This window comes from Hyphomonas sp. NPDC076881, assembly GCF_050269995.1.
Classification (GTDB): domain Bacteria; phylum Pseudomonadota; class Alphaproteobacteria; order Caulobacterales; family Hyphomonadaceae; genus Hyphomonas.
Genome location: NZ_JBNNJJ010000011.1, coordinates 72,150 through 92,629, shown reverse-complemented (window position 1 = coordinate 92,629; position 20,480 = coordinate 72,150). Strand labels below are relative to the sequence as shown.

Annotated in this window: 23 protein-coding genes; all 23 read right to left on the bottom strand. The window is 68.0% G+C overall.

From position 1 onward, the window contains the following. Nucleotides 1-4: 4 nt before the first annotated feature. The 23 genes from ACQKI2_RS13355 to ACQKI2_RS13245 all read right to left on the bottom strand — a co-directional run bounded on the left by ACQKI2_RS13355 (nt 5) and on the right by ACQKI2_RS13245 (nt 20,480). Nucleotides 5-1,996, bottom strand: a complete 1,992-nt coding sequence (locus ACQKI2_RS13355; protein WP_102114761.1) for a conjugal transfer protein TraG — start codon at nt 1,994-1,996, stop codon at nt 5-7. 199 nt (nt 1,997-2,195) lie between these two features. Further along, nucleotides 2,196-3,428, bottom strand: coding sequence for a DUF3363 domain-containing protein (locus ACQKI2_RS13350; RefSeq protein ID WP_427380182.1), 1,233 nt, complete (start codon nt 3,426-3,428; stop codon nt 2,196-2,198). Between the two features lie 1,108 nt (nt 3,429-4,536). Beyond that, a complete protein-coding gene (locus tag ACQKI2_RS13345; RefSeq protein WP_102114763.1) occupies nt 4,537-5,253 on the bottom strand; it encodes a lytic transglycosylase domain-containing protein in 717 nt (238 codons plus the stop codon). A 4-nt stretch (nt 5,254-5,257) separates the two neighbouring features. Next, a complete protein-coding gene (locus ACQKI2_RS13340; RefSeq protein ID WP_053553331.1) occupies nt 5,258-5,593 on the bottom strand; it encodes a DUF736 domain-containing protein in 336 nt (111 codons plus the stop codon). 66 nt (nt 5,594-5,659) lie between these two features. After that, entirely contained in the window at nt 5,660-6,205 is a 546-nt protein-coding gene (locus tag ACQKI2_RS13335) for a S26 family signal peptidase (RefSeq protein WP_102114764.1), read from the bottom strand. Next, nucleotides 6,202-6,723: a DUF2840 domain-containing protein gene (locus ACQKI2_RS13330; RefSeq protein WP_102114765.1), complete on the bottom strand. Its 522-nt coding sequence runs from the start codon at nt 6,721-6,723 to the stop codon at nt 6,202-6,204. The genes ACQKI2_RS13335 and ACQKI2_RS13330 overlap by 4 nt, the downstream gene beginning before the upstream one ends. Then, on the bottom strand, nt 6,720-6,974 hold the full coding sequence (locus ACQKI2_RS13325; protein WP_102114766.1) for a hypothetical protein: 255 nt from the start codon (nt 6,972-6,974) through the stop codon (nt 6,720-6,722). The genes ACQKI2_RS13330 and ACQKI2_RS13325 overlap by 4 nt, the downstream gene beginning before the upstream one ends. Next, entirely contained in the window at nt 6,971-7,624 is a 654-nt protein-coding gene (gene parA / locus ACQKI2_RS13320; RefSeq protein ID WP_102114767.1) for a ParA family partition ATPase, read from the bottom strand. The genes ACQKI2_RS13325 and parA overlap by 4 nt, the downstream gene beginning before the upstream one ends. Then, the gene (locus tag ACQKI2_RS13315) at nt 7,621-8,751 is read right to left on the bottom strand and encodes a replication initiator protein A (RefSeq protein ID WP_102114768.1); all 1,131 of its coding nucleotides are present in this window, start codon (nt 8,749-8,751) and stop codon (nt 7,621-7,623) included. The genes parA and ACQKI2_RS13315 overlap by 4 nt, the downstream gene beginning before the upstream one ends. An 18-nt stretch (nt 8,752-8,769) precedes the next feature. Further along, nucleotides 8,770-9,051 carry a helix-turn-helix transcriptional regulator gene (locus tag ACQKI2_RS13310; protein ID WP_102114769.1) on the bottom strand — a complete coding sequence of 94 codons (282 nt, stop codon included), beginning with the start codon at nt 9,049-9,051 and terminating at the stop codon, nt 8,770-8,772. A gap of 140 nt (nt 9,052-9,191) precedes the next feature. After that, complete coding sequence (locus ACQKI2_RS13305; RefSeq protein ID WP_245924315.1) at nt 9,192-9,512, bottom strand: DUF2285 domain-containing protein; 321 nt, start codon at nt 9,510-9,512, stop codon at nt 9,192-9,194. 229 nt (nt 9,513-9,741) lie between these two features. After that, complete coding sequence (locus ACQKI2_RS13300; RefSeq protein WP_102114771.1) at nt 9,742-9,966, bottom strand: transcriptional regulator domain-containing protein; 225 nt, start codon at nt 9,964-9,966, stop codon at nt 9,742-9,744. Nucleotides 9,967-10,080: 114 nt separating this feature from the next. Then, nucleotides 10,081-10,398 carry a DNA -binding domain-containing protein gene (locus tag ACQKI2_RS13295; RefSeq protein WP_281493037.1) on the bottom strand — a complete coding sequence of 106 codons (318 nt, stop codon included), beginning with the start codon at nt 10,396-10,398 and terminating at the stop codon, nt 10,081-10,083. A gap of 31 nt (nt 10,399-10,429) precedes the next feature. Further along, complete coding sequence (locus tag ACQKI2_RS13290; RefSeq protein WP_102114773.1) at nt 10,430-10,684, bottom strand: hypothetical protein; 255 nt, start codon at nt 10,682-10,684, stop codon at nt 10,430-10,432. A 183-nt stretch (nt 10,685-10,867) separates the two neighbouring features. After that, entirely contained in the window at nt 10,868-11,188 is a 321-nt protein-coding gene (locus ACQKI2_RS13285) for a DUF736 domain-containing protein (protein ID WP_053553340.1), read from the bottom strand. Between the two features lie 573 nt (nt 11,189-11,761). After that, entirely contained in the window at nt 11,762-12,202 is a 441-nt protein-coding gene (locus ACQKI2_RS13280) for a hypothetical protein (RefSeq protein WP_102114774.1), read from the bottom strand. A 142-nt stretch (nt 12,203-12,344) separates the two neighbouring features. Further along, nucleotides 12,345-12,512 carry a hypothetical protein gene (locus ACQKI2_RS13275; RefSeq protein WP_165608585.1) on the bottom strand — a complete coding sequence of 56 codons (168 nt, stop codon included), beginning with the start codon at nt 12,510-12,512 and terminating at the stop codon, nt 12,345-12,347. Between the two features lie 234 nt (nt 12,513-12,746). Next, nucleotides 12,747-13,673: a DUF2493 domain-containing protein gene (locus ACQKI2_RS13270; protein WP_102114775.1), complete on the bottom strand. Its 927-nt coding sequence runs from the start codon at nt 13,671-13,673 to the stop codon at nt 12,747-12,749. A gap of 297 nt (nt 13,674-13,970) precedes the next feature. Continuing rightward, nucleotides 13,971-15,011 carry a DUF7146 domain-containing protein gene (locus ACQKI2_RS13265; RefSeq protein WP_102114776.1) on the bottom strand — a complete coding sequence of 347 codons (1,041 nt, stop codon included), beginning with the start codon at nt 15,009-15,011 and terminating at the stop codon, nt 13,971-13,973. Then, entirely contained in the window at nt 15,011-19,357 is a 4,347-nt protein-coding gene (locus tag ACQKI2_RS13260; protein WP_427380126.1) for a strawberry notch-like NTP hydrolase domain-containing protein, read from the bottom strand. The genes ACQKI2_RS13265 and ACQKI2_RS13260 overlap by 1 nt, the downstream gene beginning before the upstream one ends. 153 nt (nt 19,358-19,510) lie before the next feature. Next, nucleotides 19,511-19,807, bottom strand: coding sequence for a hypothetical protein (locus ACQKI2_RS13255; protein WP_102114778.1), 297 nt, complete (start codon nt 19,805-19,807; stop codon nt 19,511-19,513). Next, on the bottom strand, nt 19,804-20,067 hold the full coding sequence (locus ACQKI2_RS13250) for a DUF6117 family protein (RefSeq protein WP_102114779.1): 264 nt from the start codon (nt 20,065-20,067) through the stop codon (nt 19,804-19,806). Before ACQKI2_RS13250 ends, ACQKI2_RS13255 begins: the two co-directional genes overlap by 4 nt. Next, on the bottom strand, nt 20,064-20,480 hold the full coding sequence (locus ACQKI2_RS13245) for a hypothetical protein (protein WP_102114780.1): 417 nt from the start codon (nt 20,478-20,480) through the stop codon (nt 20,064-20,066). Before ACQKI2_RS13245 ends, ACQKI2_RS13250 begins: the two co-directional genes overlap by 4 nt.

Below are 20,480 nucleotides of genomic sequence, written 5' to 3'. Positions count from 1 at the left end.
CACCTCACAACTCGACGCCATCGGCCGGGTCCATCGTCGCCTGCCGGGCGATGGACCCGGCTCGCAGGCGGAGATTGCGGGCCTTGGCGGCATCGAGGTCCGGTTCGTCGTCGAGCAGGTCGAACTCTCCGAGCGCCGGGCGCTCGGGCGGCGCGATTTCCTCATGTTCTGGCAATTCCGGCTCGCGGCGGATGCCGGCGTTGGCGGGATCGGCGGTCATGCCGGCTGCGCTCCCCGGCGTCGCGCCTGCGGATGCGGCCGGGATCGCCAAGGCGGACCAATCGTCGGCGGGGGGCTTCGCCGACGCTTTCGCGCCTGCGGGTTTCGGCGGCGGCAGGATACGTTCGCGGAACCGCGCATCCTCGTAGTAGCGGGCCTTCTTCGCGCGCACCGGAGGCACGCCCGCGACCAGGAGCAATTCATCGGCGGGCGGGAGCTGCATCACCTCGCCGGGGGTGAGCAACGGCCGGGCCGTCTCCTGCCGCGACACCATCAGATGCCCCAGCCAGGGCGAAAGCCGGTGGCCGGCATAGTTGGTGGAATCGCGCATCTCGGTCGCGGTGCCGAGCGCGTCCGACACTCGCTTGGCGGTGCGCTCGTCATTGGTGGCGAAGGCGACGCGCACATGGCAGTTGTCGAGCACGCTATTGTTCGCGCCATACGCCTTTTCGATCTGGTTGAGGCTCTGCGCGATCAGGAAGGACTTGATGCCGTAGCCCGCCATGAAGGCCAGGGCGGACTCGAAGAAATCGAGCCGGCCGAGCGCCGGAAACTCGTCCAGCATCAACAGCAGCCGATGACGATTGGCCGAGGTCTTCAGGTCTTCGGTCAACCGCCGCCCGACCTGATTGAGCAGCAGGCGGATCAGAGGTTTGGTGCGGTTGATGTCGCTCGGCGGGACGACGAGATAGAGGCTGACGGGTCTGTCTCCCGCAACGAGATCGGCGATGCGCCAATCGCAGCGCGCCGTCACCTTCGCCACGACGGGATCGCGGTAGAGGCCGAGGAAGGACATGGCGGTCGAAAGCACGCCAGAGCGTTCGTTGTCGCTCTTGTTCAGCAGTTCGCGGGCCGATGACGCGATGACGGGATGGACGCCGGCTTCGCCCAGATGCGGCGTGTTCATCATGGCGCGCAGCGTCGCCTCGACGGGACGCTTCGGATCGGAAAGGAAGTTGGCGACGCCGGCGAGCGTCTTGTCGGGTTCCGCGTAGAGAACATGGAGGATCGCGCCGACCAGCAGCGAATGGCTGGTTTTTTCCCAATGGTTGCGCTTCTCGAGCGCGCCTTCGGGGTCGACGAGAATGTCGGCGATGTTCTGCACGTCGCGGACTTCCTTGTCGCCGCGCCGCACCTCGAGCAGCGGATTGTAGGCCGACGACGCCGGGTCAGTGGGATCGAACAGCAGCACGCGGCCATGCCGGGACCGGAAGCCGGCGGTTAGGCCCCAATTTTCGCCCTTGATGTCGTGGATGATCGTGCTGCCCGGCCAGGTCAGCAGCGTGGGCACCACGAGGCCGACGCCTTTGCCCGATCGGGTCGGCGCGAAGCACAAGACATGCTCCGGGCCATCGTGTCGGAGATAGTCGCGGTCGTAGCGGCCGAGGATCACGCCGTCCGCGCCGAGCAGTCCGGCGGCCCGGATCTCCGCCGGCTCGGCCCAGCGTGCCGAACCATAGGTGACGACGTCCTTCTCGTCCCGCGCCCGGAGCACCGACAGGGTGATGGCGACGGCGATCGAGATGAACCCGCCCGAGGCCGCGATATAGGCGCCCTCGATGAAGATCGACGGCGCATAGGCGTCGTAGCAATACCACCACCAGAAGAAGATCGGCGGGTAATAGAACGGCCAGCCCGCCACCTCGAACCACGGCTGTCCGAGCTGCGCCTGAAAGCCGAGACGCCACGCCGTCCATTCCGTCGCACACCAGATGGCGGTGAGCACGATGGACAGGACGATGGCGACTTGTCCCCAAAGGACACGGGTTCCAGACATAAAGGCTCCGGCCGGCAAAAGAGATGGAGCCGATCAGAGAGTATCCGCTTTGGCGAGAAGCAATAGAAAATCCGAAGCGTCGAGGTTTCGGATGCCATGGATGACAAAACGGATGGTCCGTGTCGCGTCGCCGCGCTTACCGCCGCCCTGGCCCTGAAGGCGGCCATCCAGGCTCCGGTCGGGGTGGAGACAGCTTGCCTCAAATGCCCAGCCCCCTTTGCCGGCCCAACTGCCACGATACCGACCCGCCCTGGACGACGCCCATGACTTCGCGGCCGAGCTGGCGGTCGATGACAGGCCGCCACGGAACGAGGGTGAACTCATGGGACTTCTCGACGATGGCGAACTTGCCGCTCGATAGCTGCGCGGTTCCGGTGAAGGCGCCAGTCACGGTCTCGCCGTCGGCGGCCATGCGGAACGGCAGCGACTTCTTCGCCGCCAGCTCCTCACCGGCGCGGGCGACCTCACGTTCCCGAAGCGTGGCGATCAGGTTGCGCCGGTAGGCGATGCGCCCGTCCGGCTGACGGGCGGCGTCGCCCTGATCGACATGGTGGTCGCGGCGGCGATCCATCGCCTCGCGCACCTGTGCGCCGAAGCCGGCCGGCGACAGGTCGGAGGTATCCGTGCTGACAAGCCGCCGGTCCAGCCAGGTCGCGCCGTCCGATCCGATCTGGCGCTCCAGATCGAAGGTCGAGAGGATGCGGATATTGGCGCGGCCGTTCCGCCCGGCGTCATGAGCGGCGGCTCGCGCCTCGAAGTCGGAGGGTATGCGCCACTGGTCGGCGTCGATGCGCTCGGCGATTCCGGCGCGGCGCAACGCTTCGAGCCGCCGGACATGGGCGTCGACGAAGCCCTCATAGTCGCCGTTCGGCACATGGCCGTCGAACCGCGCCTGCTCCAGATGGCGGCTCGGCCGATAGATGCCGTCCTCGGCTAGGCCGGCGATGGCGCGATCGGACGGGCGGCCGGTGCTGTCCGGCGGCCCGATCTCGATGACGCTGCCGATGCGCGCGTCCTCGACGCGGGTTGGGTCGATGCCGGAGATATGGTGCGTGCGTCCGTCGACGCCATCGACCACCAGAGTCAGGGTCTCGCCCAACTCGTCGGACAAATGCTTGTCGATGACGCGGCCGACGATCGGCGCGGCCGGCGCGGCGTCGTGAATCTGGAACGTCATCGGATCGCGCTCGGCGCCTTCGGCCCGCAACGCCTGCTGCATGGTGCGGATGATGTCGCCGCGCTCGCCCAGCTCGCGCAACGTCGGTTCCAGCCGGTCGCTCAATTCCCAGACGCCGGGCGCATGTTCGGTGGCAAGCTCCATGTCGCCGAGCTTGCCAAGACGGCGCAACCGCAGCGTCCGGTCGGCCTGGCCGCGCAGGTCGTCCGGCTCGGGACGCAGGTCGATGAAGCGATCCTCGGCTTCGGCGATCATCGCCCGGTCGATGCGGGTAAGCCGGTCCTGGTCGATTTCGGCCATGAGCTTGCGGCGCTGCTCGATCTCGGTGACGGGGCCGAGTTCGAGCGTCGCCCGTTCGCTTGCCCGCTCGCGGATGCCGTTGGCGAGATAGTCGCCATTGATGACGAGATCCTCGCCCAAGGCGTCGCGGCCGTTGACGATGACATGGACATGCGGGTGGCCGGTGTTGTGGTGATTGACGGCGACCCAGTCGAGCTTCGTGCCAAGGTCGGTTTCGACCTGGGCCATCAGGTCGCGGGTGTAGCCGGTCAGGTCGGCGAGATCGGCGGCGTCTTCCGGCGAGACGATGAACCGGAACTGGTGGCGATCGTCCTTGCCGCGATCGAGGAACCTGTCGCCATCGGCGCGATCCTCAGTCGCCGAATAGAGCCGGCCCCGCTCGCCGTCGCGGGCCGTGCCGTCGCGCTGGATGTAGCGCAGATGGGCGGCGGCCTTGCCGCTGCGGCCTGGGGCGCGAACCGACCGGGATTTGACGATCACCCGCCGACTGCCGGACTGGCGATGACTCCAGCCATTCGACAGGTTGCGTGCACGCACGAAGGATGCGCCGCGCCCGCGCTGCACGCCGCGGCCGGACGCGACGACGCTCAGGCCATTCGCCGACCGGCCGGGACCTCCACCCTTGGCGGAGGACCTTCGGCCTGGTCCGGCCTGCTGATGTCGGGCGATCTTCCGAACCTTACTGAGGAAGCTCCTGGTCTGACCGGCCTTCGCGCCCTTGGAGCGGATGCGGCCGGGCCTCGGCCGAAAGCTATCGTCGTCGTCGCTCACGGTCGGCGATCCGCACGAAGCTGCCGATCTTGGGCAGGAGTGCCGCGACAAAGGCTGAAAATGCTCGCTTTACCGGAACTCGCGGCACCCTGCCGGCCTGGCGATGGTGCCGCCCCAAACAGTGTGCAGACAAGGGCTTGGCCCCCGGATCGGACCCATAGGGTGCCGTCCGCTTTAATCTTGCCCTCCCGCCTTCCTGCCTGTTTCGCCCCTTCTGCCGGGGGATGAGACCGTCGCCAGCCCCATCCCCTGCACACCGGAACCTCCCGCCGGGCGGACACGATTGCGAGCCTCATGGCTGTCGTTCCGTGTCCGCCCGTGCGACGAACAGACCGCCGGACTGCGGCGCGATGGCGGAAACATCGCGCACGCCCGGCGTCGTGTCAGCGTCATTGGAGGTGCGTTCGGCCGGCGAAGGACCGGCCGCCGTTGCGCGCGCCGACGGTGCGACGAACAGCGGCGCGCGGGTCCAGGCGAGCGGGTCGGCCGTGGCGATCAGGATCGGTGCGGATGCGTCGCCATCGCCGAGTGACGGCGCGACGGTGGCGACATAGGCGCGTGTTTCGGCCGGCAGAGGACGGCCCTTCAGCCAGTCCTCGTAACGTCCAGGACCGGCGTTATAGGCCGCGATCCAGCCGGGCGAGCCATAGCGGTCATACAGCTCGCGGATATAGGCCGCACCCGCGATGATGTTGTCGCGCAGATCGTGAGGATCGGCGCCAAGGCGGTAGCGATTACGCAAACCCGCCCATGTCGCCGGCATGATCTGCATCAGGCCCATTGCGCCCTTGGGCGAGACCGCGCGGGGATCGCCATTGCTCTCGGCCTTCATCACCGCGCGTATCCATGCCGCGGGAAGCGCGAAGCGCTGCGCCGCCTCTGCGATGAGTTCGCCGAAAGGATCGCGGGCGGGCGAAGCGGCGATGCTCGACGGCTGCGCCAAGACCGGGACCGCGAGCCCGCAACCGCACGTCAGGCCGACAAGGAGAAAGAGTGAGGTCCGCCGCATCGCGTCAGTCCTTTCCGTCACGCTTCTGCGGACGGCTCCAGTGCAGCGACCAGGCGCTGCCCGCGTCGTCGTCGCGGAACAGATTGGCGCGGATCGGCTGCGGCAAGGCCGGATCGTCGATCAGGAAAGCAATGTATTCGCCGGCGCGCTCGCCGGTGCGCTTCCAGCCCGCGCCGATCTCCGGGCCATCGTCATTTCCTTGATGGAGGCGATAGTCCGGGGCGTTCTCCGTATCCGACGACTCGGCGGGGACGACAGTGACTTCGCAGTAGAGCGTGAGGGTGTGGACGCGCCCGACAAAGCCGGACTGCTGACGGGTGAAGGTGCCGATCTGCGACATGATGGTCTCCATGGCGGTGGTGTTGGAAAGCCGTCGGCGGGCACCGCTCCCGACGACGGGAAGCGGTCAGCGCGTCGTCGCGCGCCAGACGAAGCGGCCATCGCCGTCCTCGTCGGTGTAGAGTGGGCTCGCCTTGCCGATGACGGTGCGCGCCGGAAGCGGGCCGAAATAACGGCCGTCCAGGCTGTCGCGGACATCGGGGTTCATCAGGAAAACCTGCCCATCGCCGATGCGCCGGCAGCCTTGCCAGACCGGCAGCGGACGGCCGAGCCGGTCGCGGTCGAGCGCCCGTCCAAGCGGCACGGCGTCGACGGTCACGACGTCCCCGGTGCGGCAGACCTGCTGGCCGGGAAGGCCCATGACGCGCTTCATCAGCGGCACGTTGCGGCCGATATAGCCGCGCCCGACGATGAAGTCGGAGAGCGGCTTGTCCGGGAGGGCGGCGACCAGATCGCCAACCGTCAGAGGGTGCGGCGGGGCGAGGTCATAGAGGCCGATCGGCGCGCTGGCCGAGGCGTTCCAGACGAGGCGCGGTGCGATCGGGACGAAGGCGGCGATGGCGACGCCCATCGTCACGGCATAGGTCGTCATGACATAGCCGAAGCGGGTCATAGCCCGATCTCCCGCCGCATGAGCCCTGCCGCATGGCGCTCCAGCGTGTAGGCGCGCGGCTCATGGCCCGCGCCGATCCGGTTGCCGACATGACGCCAGTGATCGGGGGCCACGTCGCAGGCGTCGATGCCGAGGGCCTCCACGGCGTCGATGTGGCGAAGCACCTGTTCGACCTTGGGCCAGCCCTCGATCTTCAGCAGGATGTCGCCGCCGGGGCGCACGAAGGGCAGCGTCTGGTAGGCTTCGCCTGGCGCGACGGCGCGCACGATGTCGATGCGCGAGGTGATCGTGCCGAAGTCGTTGGCGGCCCAACGCACGAAGGCGAAGAGGCTGCCCGGCCGGAAAGAGAAGACGCGGCGGCGGCGGTCGAGCACCTGTTCATGGGCTTCGTGGCCGAACCTGATCCAGTTCTCGATCCGCTTCTCGACATGCGTCAGCTCGACATGGGTGAGACTGTCGGCGAGATGCGCGCGCGGCAAGGGGCCGCCCTGGGCGCGGGAAACCGCGGCGTCGGTCATGATGGGTCTCCTTCGGCGGTCGGGGGAAATTCGCGCGCGAGCAGCTCGCGCAGCATGTCGGCGACCGTGACGCCGCGAGCGAACGCGGCGATCTTGATCCGGCCGCGCAGCGCCGGCGTCACGTCGATGGTCAGCCGGGCGGTGTAGCCGCCGGCGCCGGCATCGCGCGGCGGGTTGTCGGCCGCCTTGACCCAGCGCTCGGGATCGGCGGGCCGGGAGGCGAAGCCATTGCGGGACGAGCGCCCGTTCATCGCGCCGCCCTCCCGATGCTCAAGCACTCGATCGCGTCCGCCAGCGCCGCGATCTCGCGCGCGGCGGGCGTGCCGTCGTCCAGTTCGGAGACGAGCTGGCCGGACTGCGCGGCAGCCGCGAAGGCGACGCGCTGGCCGACGGTGGCGGCGAGGACGGGAGGATCGTGATCGGCCAGGGTCGCGGCCGTCTCGCGGGCGAGCACGGTGCGCGCGCCGCAACGATTGAGCACGAAGCGCGCGACCAGCTCCGGCCGGTAGATGCGCGCCTCGCCGATGAGCGCCAGCATCTCGGCGGAGGCCCAGCCGTCGAGGGGCGATGGCTGCACCGGGATCAGCACCAGGTCGGCGGCGAGCAGCGCCGAACGCATCAGGCTGGCGACGCGGGGCGGCCCGTCGATCACGATCATGTCGGCGTCACGGGCCAGTTCCGGCGCTTCCCGGTGCAGCGTATCGCGGGCGAGGCCGACGACGCCGAAGGAGCGAGCCAGGCCCTCACGGCTGCGTTGCTGCGACCAGTCCAGCGCCGAGCCTTGCGGGTCCGCGTCAATCAGGGTGACGCGCTTGCCCTGGCTCGCCCAAACGCCCGCGAGGTTCAGCGCCAGCGTCGTCTTGCCGACGCCGCCCTTCTGATTGAGGAGCGCGACGATCATCGCCGTCCTCCCGGAACGGGAGTGAAAGGGAGCTGCGGGAGGGGATGCGTGTCGGCGGCTTCGGGGCGCCGTTTGCCGGCGACGCTGAGGGCCTTCGTGGCCTGCCGGACGAGGTTTTCCACCTCACGGGCGCGCTCTTCAAGGTTAGAGTCTTTGTTAGACTCTAAGTTAAGGGTGCGATTTTCGCTTTTCGTACCGTGGGTTAGGGCCGGTTTCGGTTCCCGTTGGCACGAGGGTCTGGTTCCTGATGGCACGCGCCCTCGGGTTCCCGATGGCACGACGCCATCCACAGCTTTTCCACAGGTGGGCTGTGGCTCGAAGGCGAGCAGCGTGCGGCCGCCGCCCTCGATCTCGAGGAACAGCGTGTAGCCGGGGAGCGGCTGGCGCCGGATGATGTCGCGCAGCTCGAAGGCGAAGCGCTTGAAGGGGGAGAGCGCGCCTGATTTCTGGTGGAGGTGGCGGAAGTCGAAACGCCAGCCGTTGCGCTGGCGGCCGCCGTGCTTGCGGACAATTCGATAGAGCCAGCGGTCGAGACCGCCCGTCAGGCCGAAATAGGCGCGGTCGATCGTCAGCACGAGCGCGTCGTCGAGGACGGCCTGGTAGAACCAGTCGGGCAGGATCAGCTCGATCCCATCGGGCTTGCCGTTCCGGTCGGTGCGCTCCTTCCACTCGTTGATCCAGGAGAAGCGATGTCGCCGGCCCTCGGCGGGCTGACGGATCGAGGTGCAGATCGTCGTCGATTGCAGCCGGTCGAGCGCGGCCTTGAGACGCTGATAGTCGCGCAAGGACGTGCCGCGGCCGATGAATCTGAGGATTTCATAGGGGGTGGCGACCAGCAGGCGCGAGGTGCGCAGGCCCGCGTCGCGCGCCTCGACGATCTGGCTCGCCGCCCAGATCAGGATGTCGGCGTCCCAGATGGTCGCCATGCCATGATCGGGCACGGCCTCGACGCGGATCGACACGCCCCCGGCGCAGAAGTCGATCGGCGCGGTGCGATGGGACTTGGAGAGGGAGAAGAAGGGATAGGCCATGAGATCCTGCGCATCTCGGGCAGCGAACTCGCCAGGGAGCGCCCGAAACAGGTCGAGCTGTTCGCGCTCCGAACGGGATTGCCGCCGCGCCGCCATTCGGGGGTTCGTCGGCGGTCAGCGTGGGCGCCGGGCGGCCTGGGCCAGCGGCGCCGGCGTGTGACGCCTCGCGGGAAGGATCGAACCGCGCGGATCGGAGGTCGAGGTGACGGCGCCGCGCGCGGCCCAGGCTTCGAGATCGTCGACGGCATAGACGACGCGGCCGCCGAGCTTGCGATAGGCCGGGCCGGTGCCGTAGGTCCGATGCTTTTCGAGGGTCCGGGCGGACAGGCTAAGAAACGCGGCGGCTTCCTTGGTGCGCAGGAAGCGCGGCGGGAGAACGGCGAGATCGGGTCGCATGGATGGGGCCTCCGTGAGCTTCGTGAAGGCCGCTGGAGATCAGCGGCGAGCGAAGGCCACGATGGCGAAGCAGGACCGGCGCGATGCAGGGCGAAGTTGGGGGGGGCTAAAATCGCCCACCGGCTATCGCGTCGGCGCGATCAGTCCGGCCGGCGGTGTCGCAGTAAGGCGCGATAGCCGCCGGCGATCATGGCGCGCGCGTCCCGCAGCAGGGTTTTGATGGCGTGGCGGGCGGAGGCGTCCTGCCACGCCTGGCGGTCGAGTCGGGCGATGTGGAAGATGACCTGCGCGATTTCCCGCTGGGTCGCGCCATCGCGATAGCCGTCGAAGCATTGCAGCATCCGGCGCAATCGCAGGCGATGTTGTGCCGTCAGCCGGGTATCCGGCGGGATGGCCCGGCCGTGAAGGGTGGCCAGCAGACGGCAAAGGGATCGGACACGATCGAATCCCTCCCGACCCAAAGGAATGATGGCGGCAAGGGGTCGGTCGACCGGCGTGGCCGTCTCGATGACGAGCTGGACACTTTGGCCGTCACCGAGATCGTAGAGAAGGATGTCTTCGTCATGGTCTCCGATGCGGTAGGCGGCATCGAAGGTCGGTTGCGGATCGGTGTCCTCGGCGAGACCCGCAGGGGCCGGCCCCAGAAAGATGGCGCTCGTATCGTTCGCGGGCAGCCAGACGATGCGGGCTTCAGATGGCGGGGCCTGCGGGTCCGCGGGGAAATCGCAACCCCCATCGGCGCCGGATCTTGTCGGTCAGCGTCTGGATGTCGGTCTTTCCCTCGCTCAGCTCCCGGTAGTCTTCAACATAGGCGTCGTTGCGCCGGAGCCACTCCCAGGCGAGATCGGACGGGCTCATCTCGGCGATGTGCTCATAGGCGGCGGAGGAGCGCCAGCCTGCTGCATTGGGTGTCATCGCGATCCTCCCTTTGCGTAAGTGATTGTGGAGGAAGAAAGGATTCTCGACAGGGCCGCCCGATGGAAGCTCGGCGGTGGGCAAAGCGCGATGCCAAGTCGGCATCGCGGCGGGTCAGTGCCGAGGGCGGGTCAACTCGCGGTAGCCCTGTTCCGTCATCCAGCGCGCCCGCGCCAGGTGCGAGTCGTGAACATGGCGGCAACGCTCTGGGTCGTGCGCGGGATCGAGGCCGAAGATGGCCTGGACGGCTTCCTGCCAGGCGGCGCCGTCGCGGGCTGAGTCGATCAGACGCATGTAGAGAGCCATGTGCTCACGGTCGTAGGCCGTGAGCGACTGGCTGACCGGCGGCTCGTCGAGGAATGAGGGCGTTAGCTGTCCCATAGAGCGACTATAATCGCTCATCCGAGGTTCGTTAACAGCATCGTGGGAAATTCTGTGCGCCGCCTGAACAAATGGCGGGCGCTTAACGCCTCGGCGGCAAGTCTTTGCGGTCGTGAAGCAACAGCACGCCTTCGCCCTTGTCGGTCGAGAGCAGGACGATCCCCGCGGCCTCCAGCGCCCGGCGAACGAGATCGCGCGTCGACTCATACACCTCGAGGTCGTTTTCGGATTCGAGACGCTTGAGCGCGGTCAGCGATGTCCGGGCCTCGTCAGCGAGCGTCTCCTGTGTCCATCCCAGCAACGCGCGTGCGGCCCGTGATTGTCGGGCGGTGATCATGAATGACCACCTCCCACCGGCCAATAACTACTTGCCAGAACTACGACTATTTTAGTCGTTCTTGGCGTCGCGGGGGCTGCTGGAAACCTGGTCGCCCGTCTCCTCCGGTCTTCGGCGGCGTCACCGATTCGCGCGCGGGCAAGGCAAAGGCCCCGGCCTGTCGGCCGGGGCCTTGCTGGTGGGTCAGTCCGCCCGGCGGTTCGGGCGGGACCAGATCAGCGAGTAGCCGTCGCCGTCCTCGTCGTCGAAGAGGTTGGCGTAGATGGGGGCGTTGAAGCTCGGATCGTCGAGCTTGAGGCCCAGATAGTCGCGGCCCTCGTTGGAGCGCTTGGACCAGGCGGCGCCGATCTCGACGCGGCCGACCAGAACCCGGTGGCTGGGGGCGTTTTCGCCGGTGGCGCGCTGGTCGGGGACGATGCGCACGCCCTTGGCCTGGACGCTGAGGGTGACGATTTCGCCGGTGAACTCGTTGCCGGTCTTCTTGAAGGTGCCGATGGTCGCCATTTCAAATCTCCGTTTCCGTTATCGAGCCCGCACCATTGCGGCCTCGATGGCGATCGACAGGCCGGAGGCGATCGACGGCGCACCCCGCAGGGGCCTGACAGCAAAGGAGGAGCTTTCTTGTCTCGCGAGGAATGACGGCGAAGCCGGCAGGGGAAGAAAGTTGTGACGCCGCTGTTGCGCCATAGGCGATCGAGGCGCAGCCGGCCTTCGGCCAGATCAAGCCATTGAAGAGGCCGTTTGGAGCGGGCTGGTGACGGGAAGAAGCGGAGAGGATGGCGGCTCTCTCGAAACCGGCGCCAAGACCTGCCGGATGTTCGCCGGCGCATCGCCCCTCTTGGCGGCGGGCCTTGCGGTCCTGCGTTGTCCGGGCCTGCCGCGGGCGGAAACCCTCCGCCCTTCCGTGTCGGTCGGCTGCGCCGCGACCGGCGTTCGGTTCGGGCGCTTCCGATGGGATGACCCGCGCTGCGGCCATCAGCGTGATCCGGGTTCGTCGCCCGCATCGCCGCCCCCTCAAGCCGACACGGACGGCGTGGTGTCGCCCCTATTGTCCCGCCGATACCGGCTGCGGAATGGTCAGGCTCCGGCGGGGCTCCGGCCGACCGGGCCAGCGGCCGCCATGCCCGTAACGCGCGCGAACGCGGTGACGCCGACTGCGACCGCACCGATGACGGAAAACACCAACTGCCAGGTTTCCGACGGCATGGTGTGCTTCACGATGCCGTGCGTGGCGTGGTAGCCGGCGAGGGCAGCGGGCGCGACAAAGGCGAGCGCGATCAGCAGCCGAGCCCAGAGCGGGCGAACAATCCCGAGCAGGATCTGGCCAAGGCCGAGCGTCAGCCCGGCCGCGACCACGCCGATCAGGATCGCGCCCATCCAGCCCGCGCCCGTGTGATAGGCCCAACCGCCGGTGGTGAGGCCAGCGAAGAAGGGCAGCGCGAAGACGGCGAGCGTGAACAGAAGCCAGCAGAAGAAGCCGATGGCCGCGATGGAAAGGATGATGCCGAGAAGGATCATGGCGGTGTCTCCGAAAGAACGATTCTGACGGTCGCGCCTTCCACCACCACCACGGCGCGTCGGGGATCATAGCAAAATATCGACGCGGACGGGAGCCGAAACCGACAAGGTTTCAGCCCCGTGGGCGATGATCTTCGCCCCTTCATGGAGCGAAGGGGTCGATTTCGCGGACGATCTGCGAGAGGTCGCCGTCATATTCGCTGGCGGGCGTGACCGAGAGCGTGCCGTCGCCGGCGCGGAAGATGACGATGACCGCCATCAGGCTGGTGGCGAGGCTGAAGGCGAAGGCGTGGGCGTCGTTGAAGGACATCGATCCGGCTCCTGTTTCGAGCGGAGGACCACCCCCGCTGACAGGCGCCCGACGTGTCGGACTGAGAGCTGCAATCACCGCGCAGGCGGAGCCGGAGCGGCGGCACGCAAGGCGTAGCCGACCCTTCACGGGTTGATGGCGTCAGGCGATCAGTCTGACCGAGGATCAGCGCAAAGAAGCGGGGAGTGGTGCTCTGCGGCAGGAGCCGGTGTCCTGCCGTGGAGACGGCGGCGCTCACGCGCCGCCGGTTCCGAACCGATAGACCGGGATGCCGAGCTTGCGGGCCTTGTCGGCGAGATTGTCCTGGATGCCGGTGCCGGGGAAGATGAGGATGCCGATCGGCATGACCGCCAGCATGGCGTCGTTGCGCTTGAACGGTGCAGCCTTGGCGTGTTTCGTCCAGTCGGGTCTGAAGGCGACCTGCGGCACCTTGCGGGTTTCCGCCCAACGCGCGGCGATCTTCTCGGCGCCTTTCGGGGAGCCGCCGTGCATCAGCACCATGTCGGGGTGCTTGGCGTGGACCTGGTCGAGCTTGGCCCAGATCGGCTTGTGATCGGTGGTGTCGCCGCCGGAGAAGGCGATCTTCGGGCCTGCGGGCACGAGCACTTCGGTTTCGCTGCGGCGCTTGGCGGCAAGGAAGTCGCGGCTGTCGATCATCGCGGCGGTGAGGCGGCGATGGTTGACGCGCGAGCCGGTGCGCTGAGACCAGGGTGAGCCGGTGGCGCGAAGATAGTGGTCGGCGGCGCTGTCGCGGAAGACTTCTAGGCTGTCGCGCCGTTCGATCAGCGATTGCCCAAGGTCGATCAGGCGTTCGAGCTGGACGGATTTGACCTCCGAGCCATCCTGTTCGCGCTGGAGCCGCTTCTGCGCCTGCTCGTTGTCGTCGAGTTTGCGGTCGGCCCGCTCGACGGCGCGGTGGAACGTATTGACGGTGGACCAGAGGAGATCGTCGAGGTCGGGATCGAGGCTCGTATCTGCCACGGTCGAGATCAGGGCGTCGAAGATGTCGGCGACGGCGCCTTCGATGATGCGGTCTTCCGGCACGGGCCTGGGATCGGCTTCGTCTTCGGAGGGCCGGTAGCCGTAGAGTTGAAGCTCCTGCGCAATCTGGTCGGTCGGGGATGCGGCGTGTTCGGGTTCGTAGTCGTCGTGCTCGCTCATGGGATGCTCCGTCGGTTGGACCGCGACCGTCGCGGCCTTCATGGCGACGAAGCCCACGGGCGGGACGGGCTGGCAGTCCGAGCAAAGCGAGGGCCTTGATGGCCAAGGCCGACTATTTTGTCTCGCGATGGAAAGCGGCCCGCAGGGCCGCGCCGGAAAATAGTCGGCCGCCGCCATTGTCGGCCTGGCCCGTTTGTGGGCCGATCGCCCTCTCGAAGGCCGAGGCGCGGTCCTCTCCGATGGTTGACGCAAGCCTGCGGGCATGATGACGGCAGCCGTGACGTCCGTCGCGGGCGGCTAAGCCGCCTGAGCCATGAAGCGGGCGACGTCCTGCGGCGCGAGCTGCACCCGCAGGCTGGCGCGGAGCGCATCGAGCCCGAGGCGCCGGAGATCTTCGTTGAAGTCCTCCAACACCGGCGAGAGCACGATGGCCTCGATTCCGGCCGCGTTCGCCCGTTCGACCAGGTTGTCCCGTGCGCCGTCGCCTGCCGGGTCGTTGTCGCGCAATATATAGAGTCGGCGCAGCGTCTCGGGGAACAGGATGGCGGCCAGATGGGCTGCGGACAGCGCCGCCGCCATCGCCATGTGCGGTATCGTCTGACGCGCCGACAGGACGCTTTCGATGCCTTCGCCCGCAGCCATCGCCTCGCCGGCGATCCCGAAGCGAACGGCATGGCCGAGCAAATCGCCCATCGCCTTGCGCTGCGTTTCGATCGGCGCCTTGTCGGAGCCGTCGGGGGCGAGCCAGGTGCGATGCGCGCCGGTGATCGCGCCCCTGAGATCGGTGACGGCGGCGATCATCGCCGGCCAGGTTTCGGTCGGGCCGTGGTCGTCGGGCCGATAATAGCAGCGTGGATGGAAGCGAAGGTTTCCGGTTCCGTGCAAAGCCGTAATGCCGCGATGGCGAAGATATGTCTCTACGGGGGTGCCGCTGATCGGCTGCGACATGGCGAACAATCGCCTTGCCGCTTCGGCCGAGCCCGACGGGGCAGGCGTGCCCGGTCGCTTCTTCGTCGCCGGCGCGGGTTTCGGACGCGGCAGGCTGAGAAAGCTGCGGGCTTCCTCGACGACATCGGCGAAGTCGGCGAGGCCGCAACTCTCCCGGATCACGTCGAGCAGATCGCCATGCTCGCCGGTGGCGGCGTCGGTCCATTTGCCCGCCGGCCCCTTCGCCGTCTCCTTGAGCCGGACGAACATCGAGCGGCCGGGCGTGTTGCGCGCATCGCCGACCTGCCAGTAATTGCCCTGACGATGGCCGGCGTCGAGATAATGGCGGCACACCGCCTCGGCCTCCCGGCCGAGACGCTGCGCCAGATCCGAAGCGTCGAGACGGGTCATCACGCCGCCTCGCGTTCGCCGATGCGCTGGACCGGATAGCGGCCCAGCACGCGCTCCAGCACTGCGGGACCGGCGCTATCGGTCGGCACGAACATCCTGAGCTTCCAGGAGATGATCTCGTGGAACAGTCCGTAGGCGGTGAGCCGCTCGCGCATCGTGTCGGTGAAGCCCGACAGTTCGATGCGGTTGGCGCCCATCACACGGACGCGGCGAAGCTGAAGCCCCTCGGCCAGATCGAGGATGGTGCGGCCATCCACCAGCGCCATGAAGGCGTCGGCGGGCGCGAGCGTGGCTGCGCCGGTCGTGGTCGCATTGGCCGCCCAGGCGGGCGAGACCTTGCGGCCGACGATCCGGTCGCCCTCGTCGGTCTGGAGCCGATAGACGCGGGTGGACTCGTTCGGCAGCCGCTTCCAGATCGGCAGCAACAGGCCGACGACGATATGGATCGTGCTGTCGGAGAAAGCCGGCACGTCCGCGACCTCGGCGTTCCAGGCCGAGGCGAAGTCGTTCCGTTCCGCCTCGGTCCAATGGGTCTCGCCCATCATCTTCACCGGAACGGTGTGTGATTCCATCGGCCGGATCAGCCGGACGCGGCGTTCGATCTCGCCATCGTCGAGCATGACCGAGGTGGCGGGGATCTGCACCGCGGCGCGGCCCGACCGTTCGTTGACCAGCAGCCTGGCGCCGGATTCGCCGAGATGGGCGAGCGCGTCGTCCAGCGTGACCGGGCGGTTTCGGGTCCGCTGCGCGATGGTGAGGAGCCGGGTCTCGGCACCCGTGCCCGGATGCGTATAGATGGTCTGGCGGCCGGTGACGGTGAAGCCTTCCGCCGTCAGCGTCTCCAGCCCGACATCGTAGATGCCAGCGGCTATGGCCCCCTCGATCTTGGCGGTGAGAAGCTGCTCAAAGGCGGTGAACAGGATGCTCTGAAGCTCGATGGTCAGGGCCAGCAGCCGATTTAGGAAGGTGGTGATCGGGGGCAGTTCGTCCTTGATGCCGTTCGCGTCCACCAGCTTCAGGCCGGTGGCGGACTCGAAGCGTTCGAGCGAGCAGCCTTCGACCTTGCCGCGCACCAGCAGGAGATAGAGCTGGCGGAGCGCATCGCGGGCGTAGGGGCTTTCCAGATTGTCCTCGGGGCGGAACAGGCCCTGGCCGCCGGTCTGGCGCTGGCCGCGGGTGATGGCGCCCAGCGTGTCGAGCCGCCGGGCGATGGTGGAGAGGAAGCGCTTCTCCGCCTTGACGTCCGTGGCGATGGGCCGGAACAGCGGCGGCTGCGCCTGGTTGGTCCGGTGCGTGCGGCCGAGTCCCTGGATGGCGGCGTCCGCTTTCCAGCCGGGTTCGAGTAGATAGTGGACGCGCAGCCGGGTGTTCCGCGCCGAAAGCTCGGCGTGATAGCTGCGGCCGGTGCCGCCGGCGTCCGAGAAGATCAGGATGCGTTTGCTGTCGTCCATGAACGCCTGGGTTTCGGCGAGATTGGCGGCTGCGGCGCGGTTCTCGACGACGAGTCGGTCGCCGCCCGAAGGCGTGCTCTTGCGGACGATGCGCCGCGAGCGGCCCGTCACCTCGGCCACCAGATCCGTGCCGAAATGCTGGACGATCTGGTCGAGCGCGCCGGGCACGGGCGGCAGCGAGGCGAGCTGCGCGATCAGTTCGTCGCGGCGCGCGACGGCTTCGCGGCTTTCGACGGGCTGGCCGTCGCGATAGACCGGCCGCGACGAGAGGTTGCCCTCGCTGTCGGTGAAGGGCTCGTAGAGCTGCACCGGGAAGGAATGGGCGAGGTAGTCGAGAACATATTCCCTCGGCGTGATGTCGACGCGAACGTCGTTCCATTCCTCGGTCGGCAGGTCGGCCAGGCGGCGTTCCATCAGCGCCTCGCCAGTCGAGACGATCTGGATGACAGCGGCATGGCCGGCTTCCAGGTCGCCGCTGATCGACCGGATCAGGGTCGGCGTCTTCATGCTGGTGAGCAGATGGCCGAAGAAGCGCTGCTTGGCGCTCTCGAAGGCCGAGCGGGCGGCGGACTTGGCCTGCCGGTTCAGCGTGCCGGACGTGCCGGTGATGTTGGCGGCCTCCATCGCCGCATCCAGATTGTTGTGGATGACGGCGAAGGCCCCGGCATAGGCGTCGTAGATGCGGATCTGCTCAGGGCTGAGCGCGTGTTCGACCAGCTCGTATTCCACGCCGTCGAACGAGAGCGAACGGGCGGTGTAGAGGCCGAGAGCGCGCAGGTCGCGGGCCAGCACCTCCATCGCCGCGACGCCGCCGGCCTCGATCGCCTCGATGAACTCGGCCCTTGTCGAGAATGGAAAATCCTCGCCGCCCCACAAGCCCAGCCGCTGGGCGTAGGCGAGGTTGTGGACCGTGGTGGCGCCGGTCGCGGAGACATAGACGACGCGGGCGTTCGGCAGCGCGTGCTGGAGGCGCAGGCCGGCGCGGCCCTGCTGCGAGGCGGCGACGTCGCCGCGTTCTCCCTTGCCGCCACCGGCGTTCTGCATCGCGTGCGCCTCGTCGAAAATGAGGACTCCGTCGAAGTCGGAGCCCAACCATTCGACGATCTGCCGGACGCGCGAAACCTTCTCGCCGCGGTCATCGGAGCGTAGCGTGGCATAGGTCGTAAACAGGACGCCTTCCGGCAGCGTGATCGGCCGCCCCTGCGGGAAGCGCGACAGGGGCGTGACCAGCAGGCGTTCCATGCCGAGCGCCGACCAGTCGCGCTGCGCGTCCTCGATCAGCTTGTCGGACTTGCTGATCCACACCGCCTTGCGGCGGCCCTGGAGCCAGTTGTCGAGAATGATCGCCGCGGACTGGCGGCCTTTGCCGACGCCGGTGCCGTCGCCGATCATGAAGCCGCGCCGAAAGCGAGCGGCGTTCTCCGCATCTTCGCGCGCGGCGGTGACGATGTCGAAGGTGGCGTCCACCGTCCACGACCCGGCGAGATGGTCCGCGTGCGCTTCGCCCGCATAGATCACGGTCTCAAGCTGGGCGTCCGACAGCAGCTCATGGATGTTGGGCGGCAGGCTTGGCCGATAGCTCGGCTTGGGCGGAGCGACCGAAGCCATTGCGGCCGACTGCACCAGCCGGGTCGGATGGCCCTGGGCGCCGGCGATACGGATCGCCTGCAATCCGTATTCCTCGTAGATGCTCTCGGATAGACGGCCGCCTTCGCCGGCGAGCCAGTCCTGGGTCTCGTAGGCGAGCGGCAGGCCCTCCGGTTCGGCCATCGGTGCAGTCGCCGGGACAGCCTTGGCGGCGCGGTTGATATAGCCGCGCACGCTGCGAGGGGTGGCAGACGCGATGGCCGGGACCACGACGGAGGGATCGACGGCGAGCCGTTTCGGCGCCTGCTCGTCGATCCAGCCCAGCAGCGTGGCGACGTCCGGCGCGATTCCGGGCGTCGCCGGAAACACGACGGGATCGTCGGCGGGCCGCTTGTCGATGACGGTCAGGCGCGTCTCGATGGTGGTGCCGTGTTTGGCATAGACGAGGCCGTCGATGACCGCGGAGAAGACGACGCGCCCGCGCGCCTGCAACCGGATGAAGGCGTCCCGCCAGGCCGGATTGTCGGGTGCGAAGCTGGCGCCGGTGATCGCCACGAGCCGGCCGCCGGGGGCCAGACGCGCCAGGGCCGAGCCGACATGGCGGTAAGCGGCGTCCGCCATGCGGCCCTCGACATTGGCCATGACCGAGAAGGGCGGATTCATCAGCACGACGCTGGGCATCACGGCGGGATCGAGATGATCGTCGATCTGCGCCGCGTCGAAACGAGTGACGGAGATGGCCGGGAAGAGAAGCGACAGCAGATTGGCGCGGGTGTCGGCCAGCTCGTTGAGAACGAGCGCGCCGCCCGCGATTTCGGCGAGGATGGCGAGCAGGCCGGTGCCCGCCGACGGCTCGAGCACCCGGTCGGCCGGAGTGATGGCCGCGGCGTGGGCGGCGACCAGGCCGAGCGGGATCGGCGTCGAGAACTGCTGGAAGGTCTGGCTCTCCGCCGAACGCCGCGTATGCGTCGGCAGCAGGTTGGCGATTTTCGACACCGCGGAAAGGCGAGCCGCCGGAGACCCGGCTTTGCGGAAAAGCGCACGTCCGTGTTTACGGAGGAATAGGACGGCCGCCGCCTCGCAGGCGTCATAGGCCGTCTTCCAGTCCCAGGCTCCGGTGGCGTCCGACGCGCCGAAGGCGGTCTCCATCGCCGCACGCAGGGCGGCGGCGGCGACGCGCTCGCCGCGTTCGAGATGAGGCAAGAGCTGGCCGGCGGCCGCGAGGATGGCGGCGGCGGGTTCGGGATTCGAGCCGAGCGGAAGCGGCGCGGCGGCGGTCGCCGCCGCCGATGCGGAAATCATGGTCATGGTGGGAACCTCTTGGAGAGCGGGAAAGGGCGAGCCCGCGCGGCGCTCTCTCTCGACCGCACCGGCTCAAACCCGTCCCGGCGGCCCTCTCACTCTCAAGGCGCCTGCACGGAAAAAGCGCCCGACCGTGAGGTGGGGCGCTTTTTGAGGGGATCAGATCCAGAGCCCGTCCGCGATCTCGGAGGCGACGAGCGTGCGGGCCTTGCGGATCAGGTCATCGCCGCAGGTATCGACATGGCCGAAGAACCGCGCGCGAGCGCCGTTCGCGGTCCAGTCGGCATAGGCGCAATATTCCCGCGCCTCGGATCGAAACGCCCGCATGTCGCTGGCCCAGTGAGGCTTGGGCTCGACGACGACGGTGAGGCCGCCTCGGGTCTCCAGCCAGGGCAGAGACCGCTCATGCGGCGGATGCTGGCGATCCGCCGCGAAGATGGCGTCGATGTCGGTCATGGCGCCTCTCCCGTTTCGGGCCGCACGAAGCCTTCGGGATCGTCGGGATCGGGCGGCAGATAGGCGTCGTAGGGATTGCCGTCGGCGAGATGGCCGAAGGGCGCGAAGACGTAGTCGCCGTTGTCCCGCCCCACGGCGCAGATGACGTAGCGCGGGCTGCCCGTCACCGCGTCGAGGCATTCCATAAGGGCGAGATTGCCGTCGCCCGCCGCGCGCAGCAGGGTCTGGAAATTGCTCCGGGCATAGGAGGGGATGCTCATAGCGGGCCTCCCTCGCCGGAGAGGGTCTGGGCAAGCCAGCCATCGGTGTAGATCCAGTCCACGGTCTCGCCGGTGGCGAGGTCGAGGACATGGGCGCCGCCGCCGAACCCGTCGAGACGCGGCCGCGAGCAGGTGTTGGCGTATTGGAAGCCCCATCTGCCGGTGAGGCCGAACTCGGCGGCGCAGCGCTTCACGAACTGGATGAGGCGCTCGGGATCGCCGGTCACGTCGTCGCGCATCCAGAGTTCGGTGCCGCCGTATTGCGGCTCGATCGACAGAAGGAAGCCCTCCGAGGGCGGTTCCTCCGACGCGCCTTCCGCGGACAGCGTATTGTAGAGATCGAGCGCACGGGCGGCGTTCTCGGGCGTGCCGACGTCGAGCAGGCACGAGAAATGCGTGAAATAGTTGGCCAT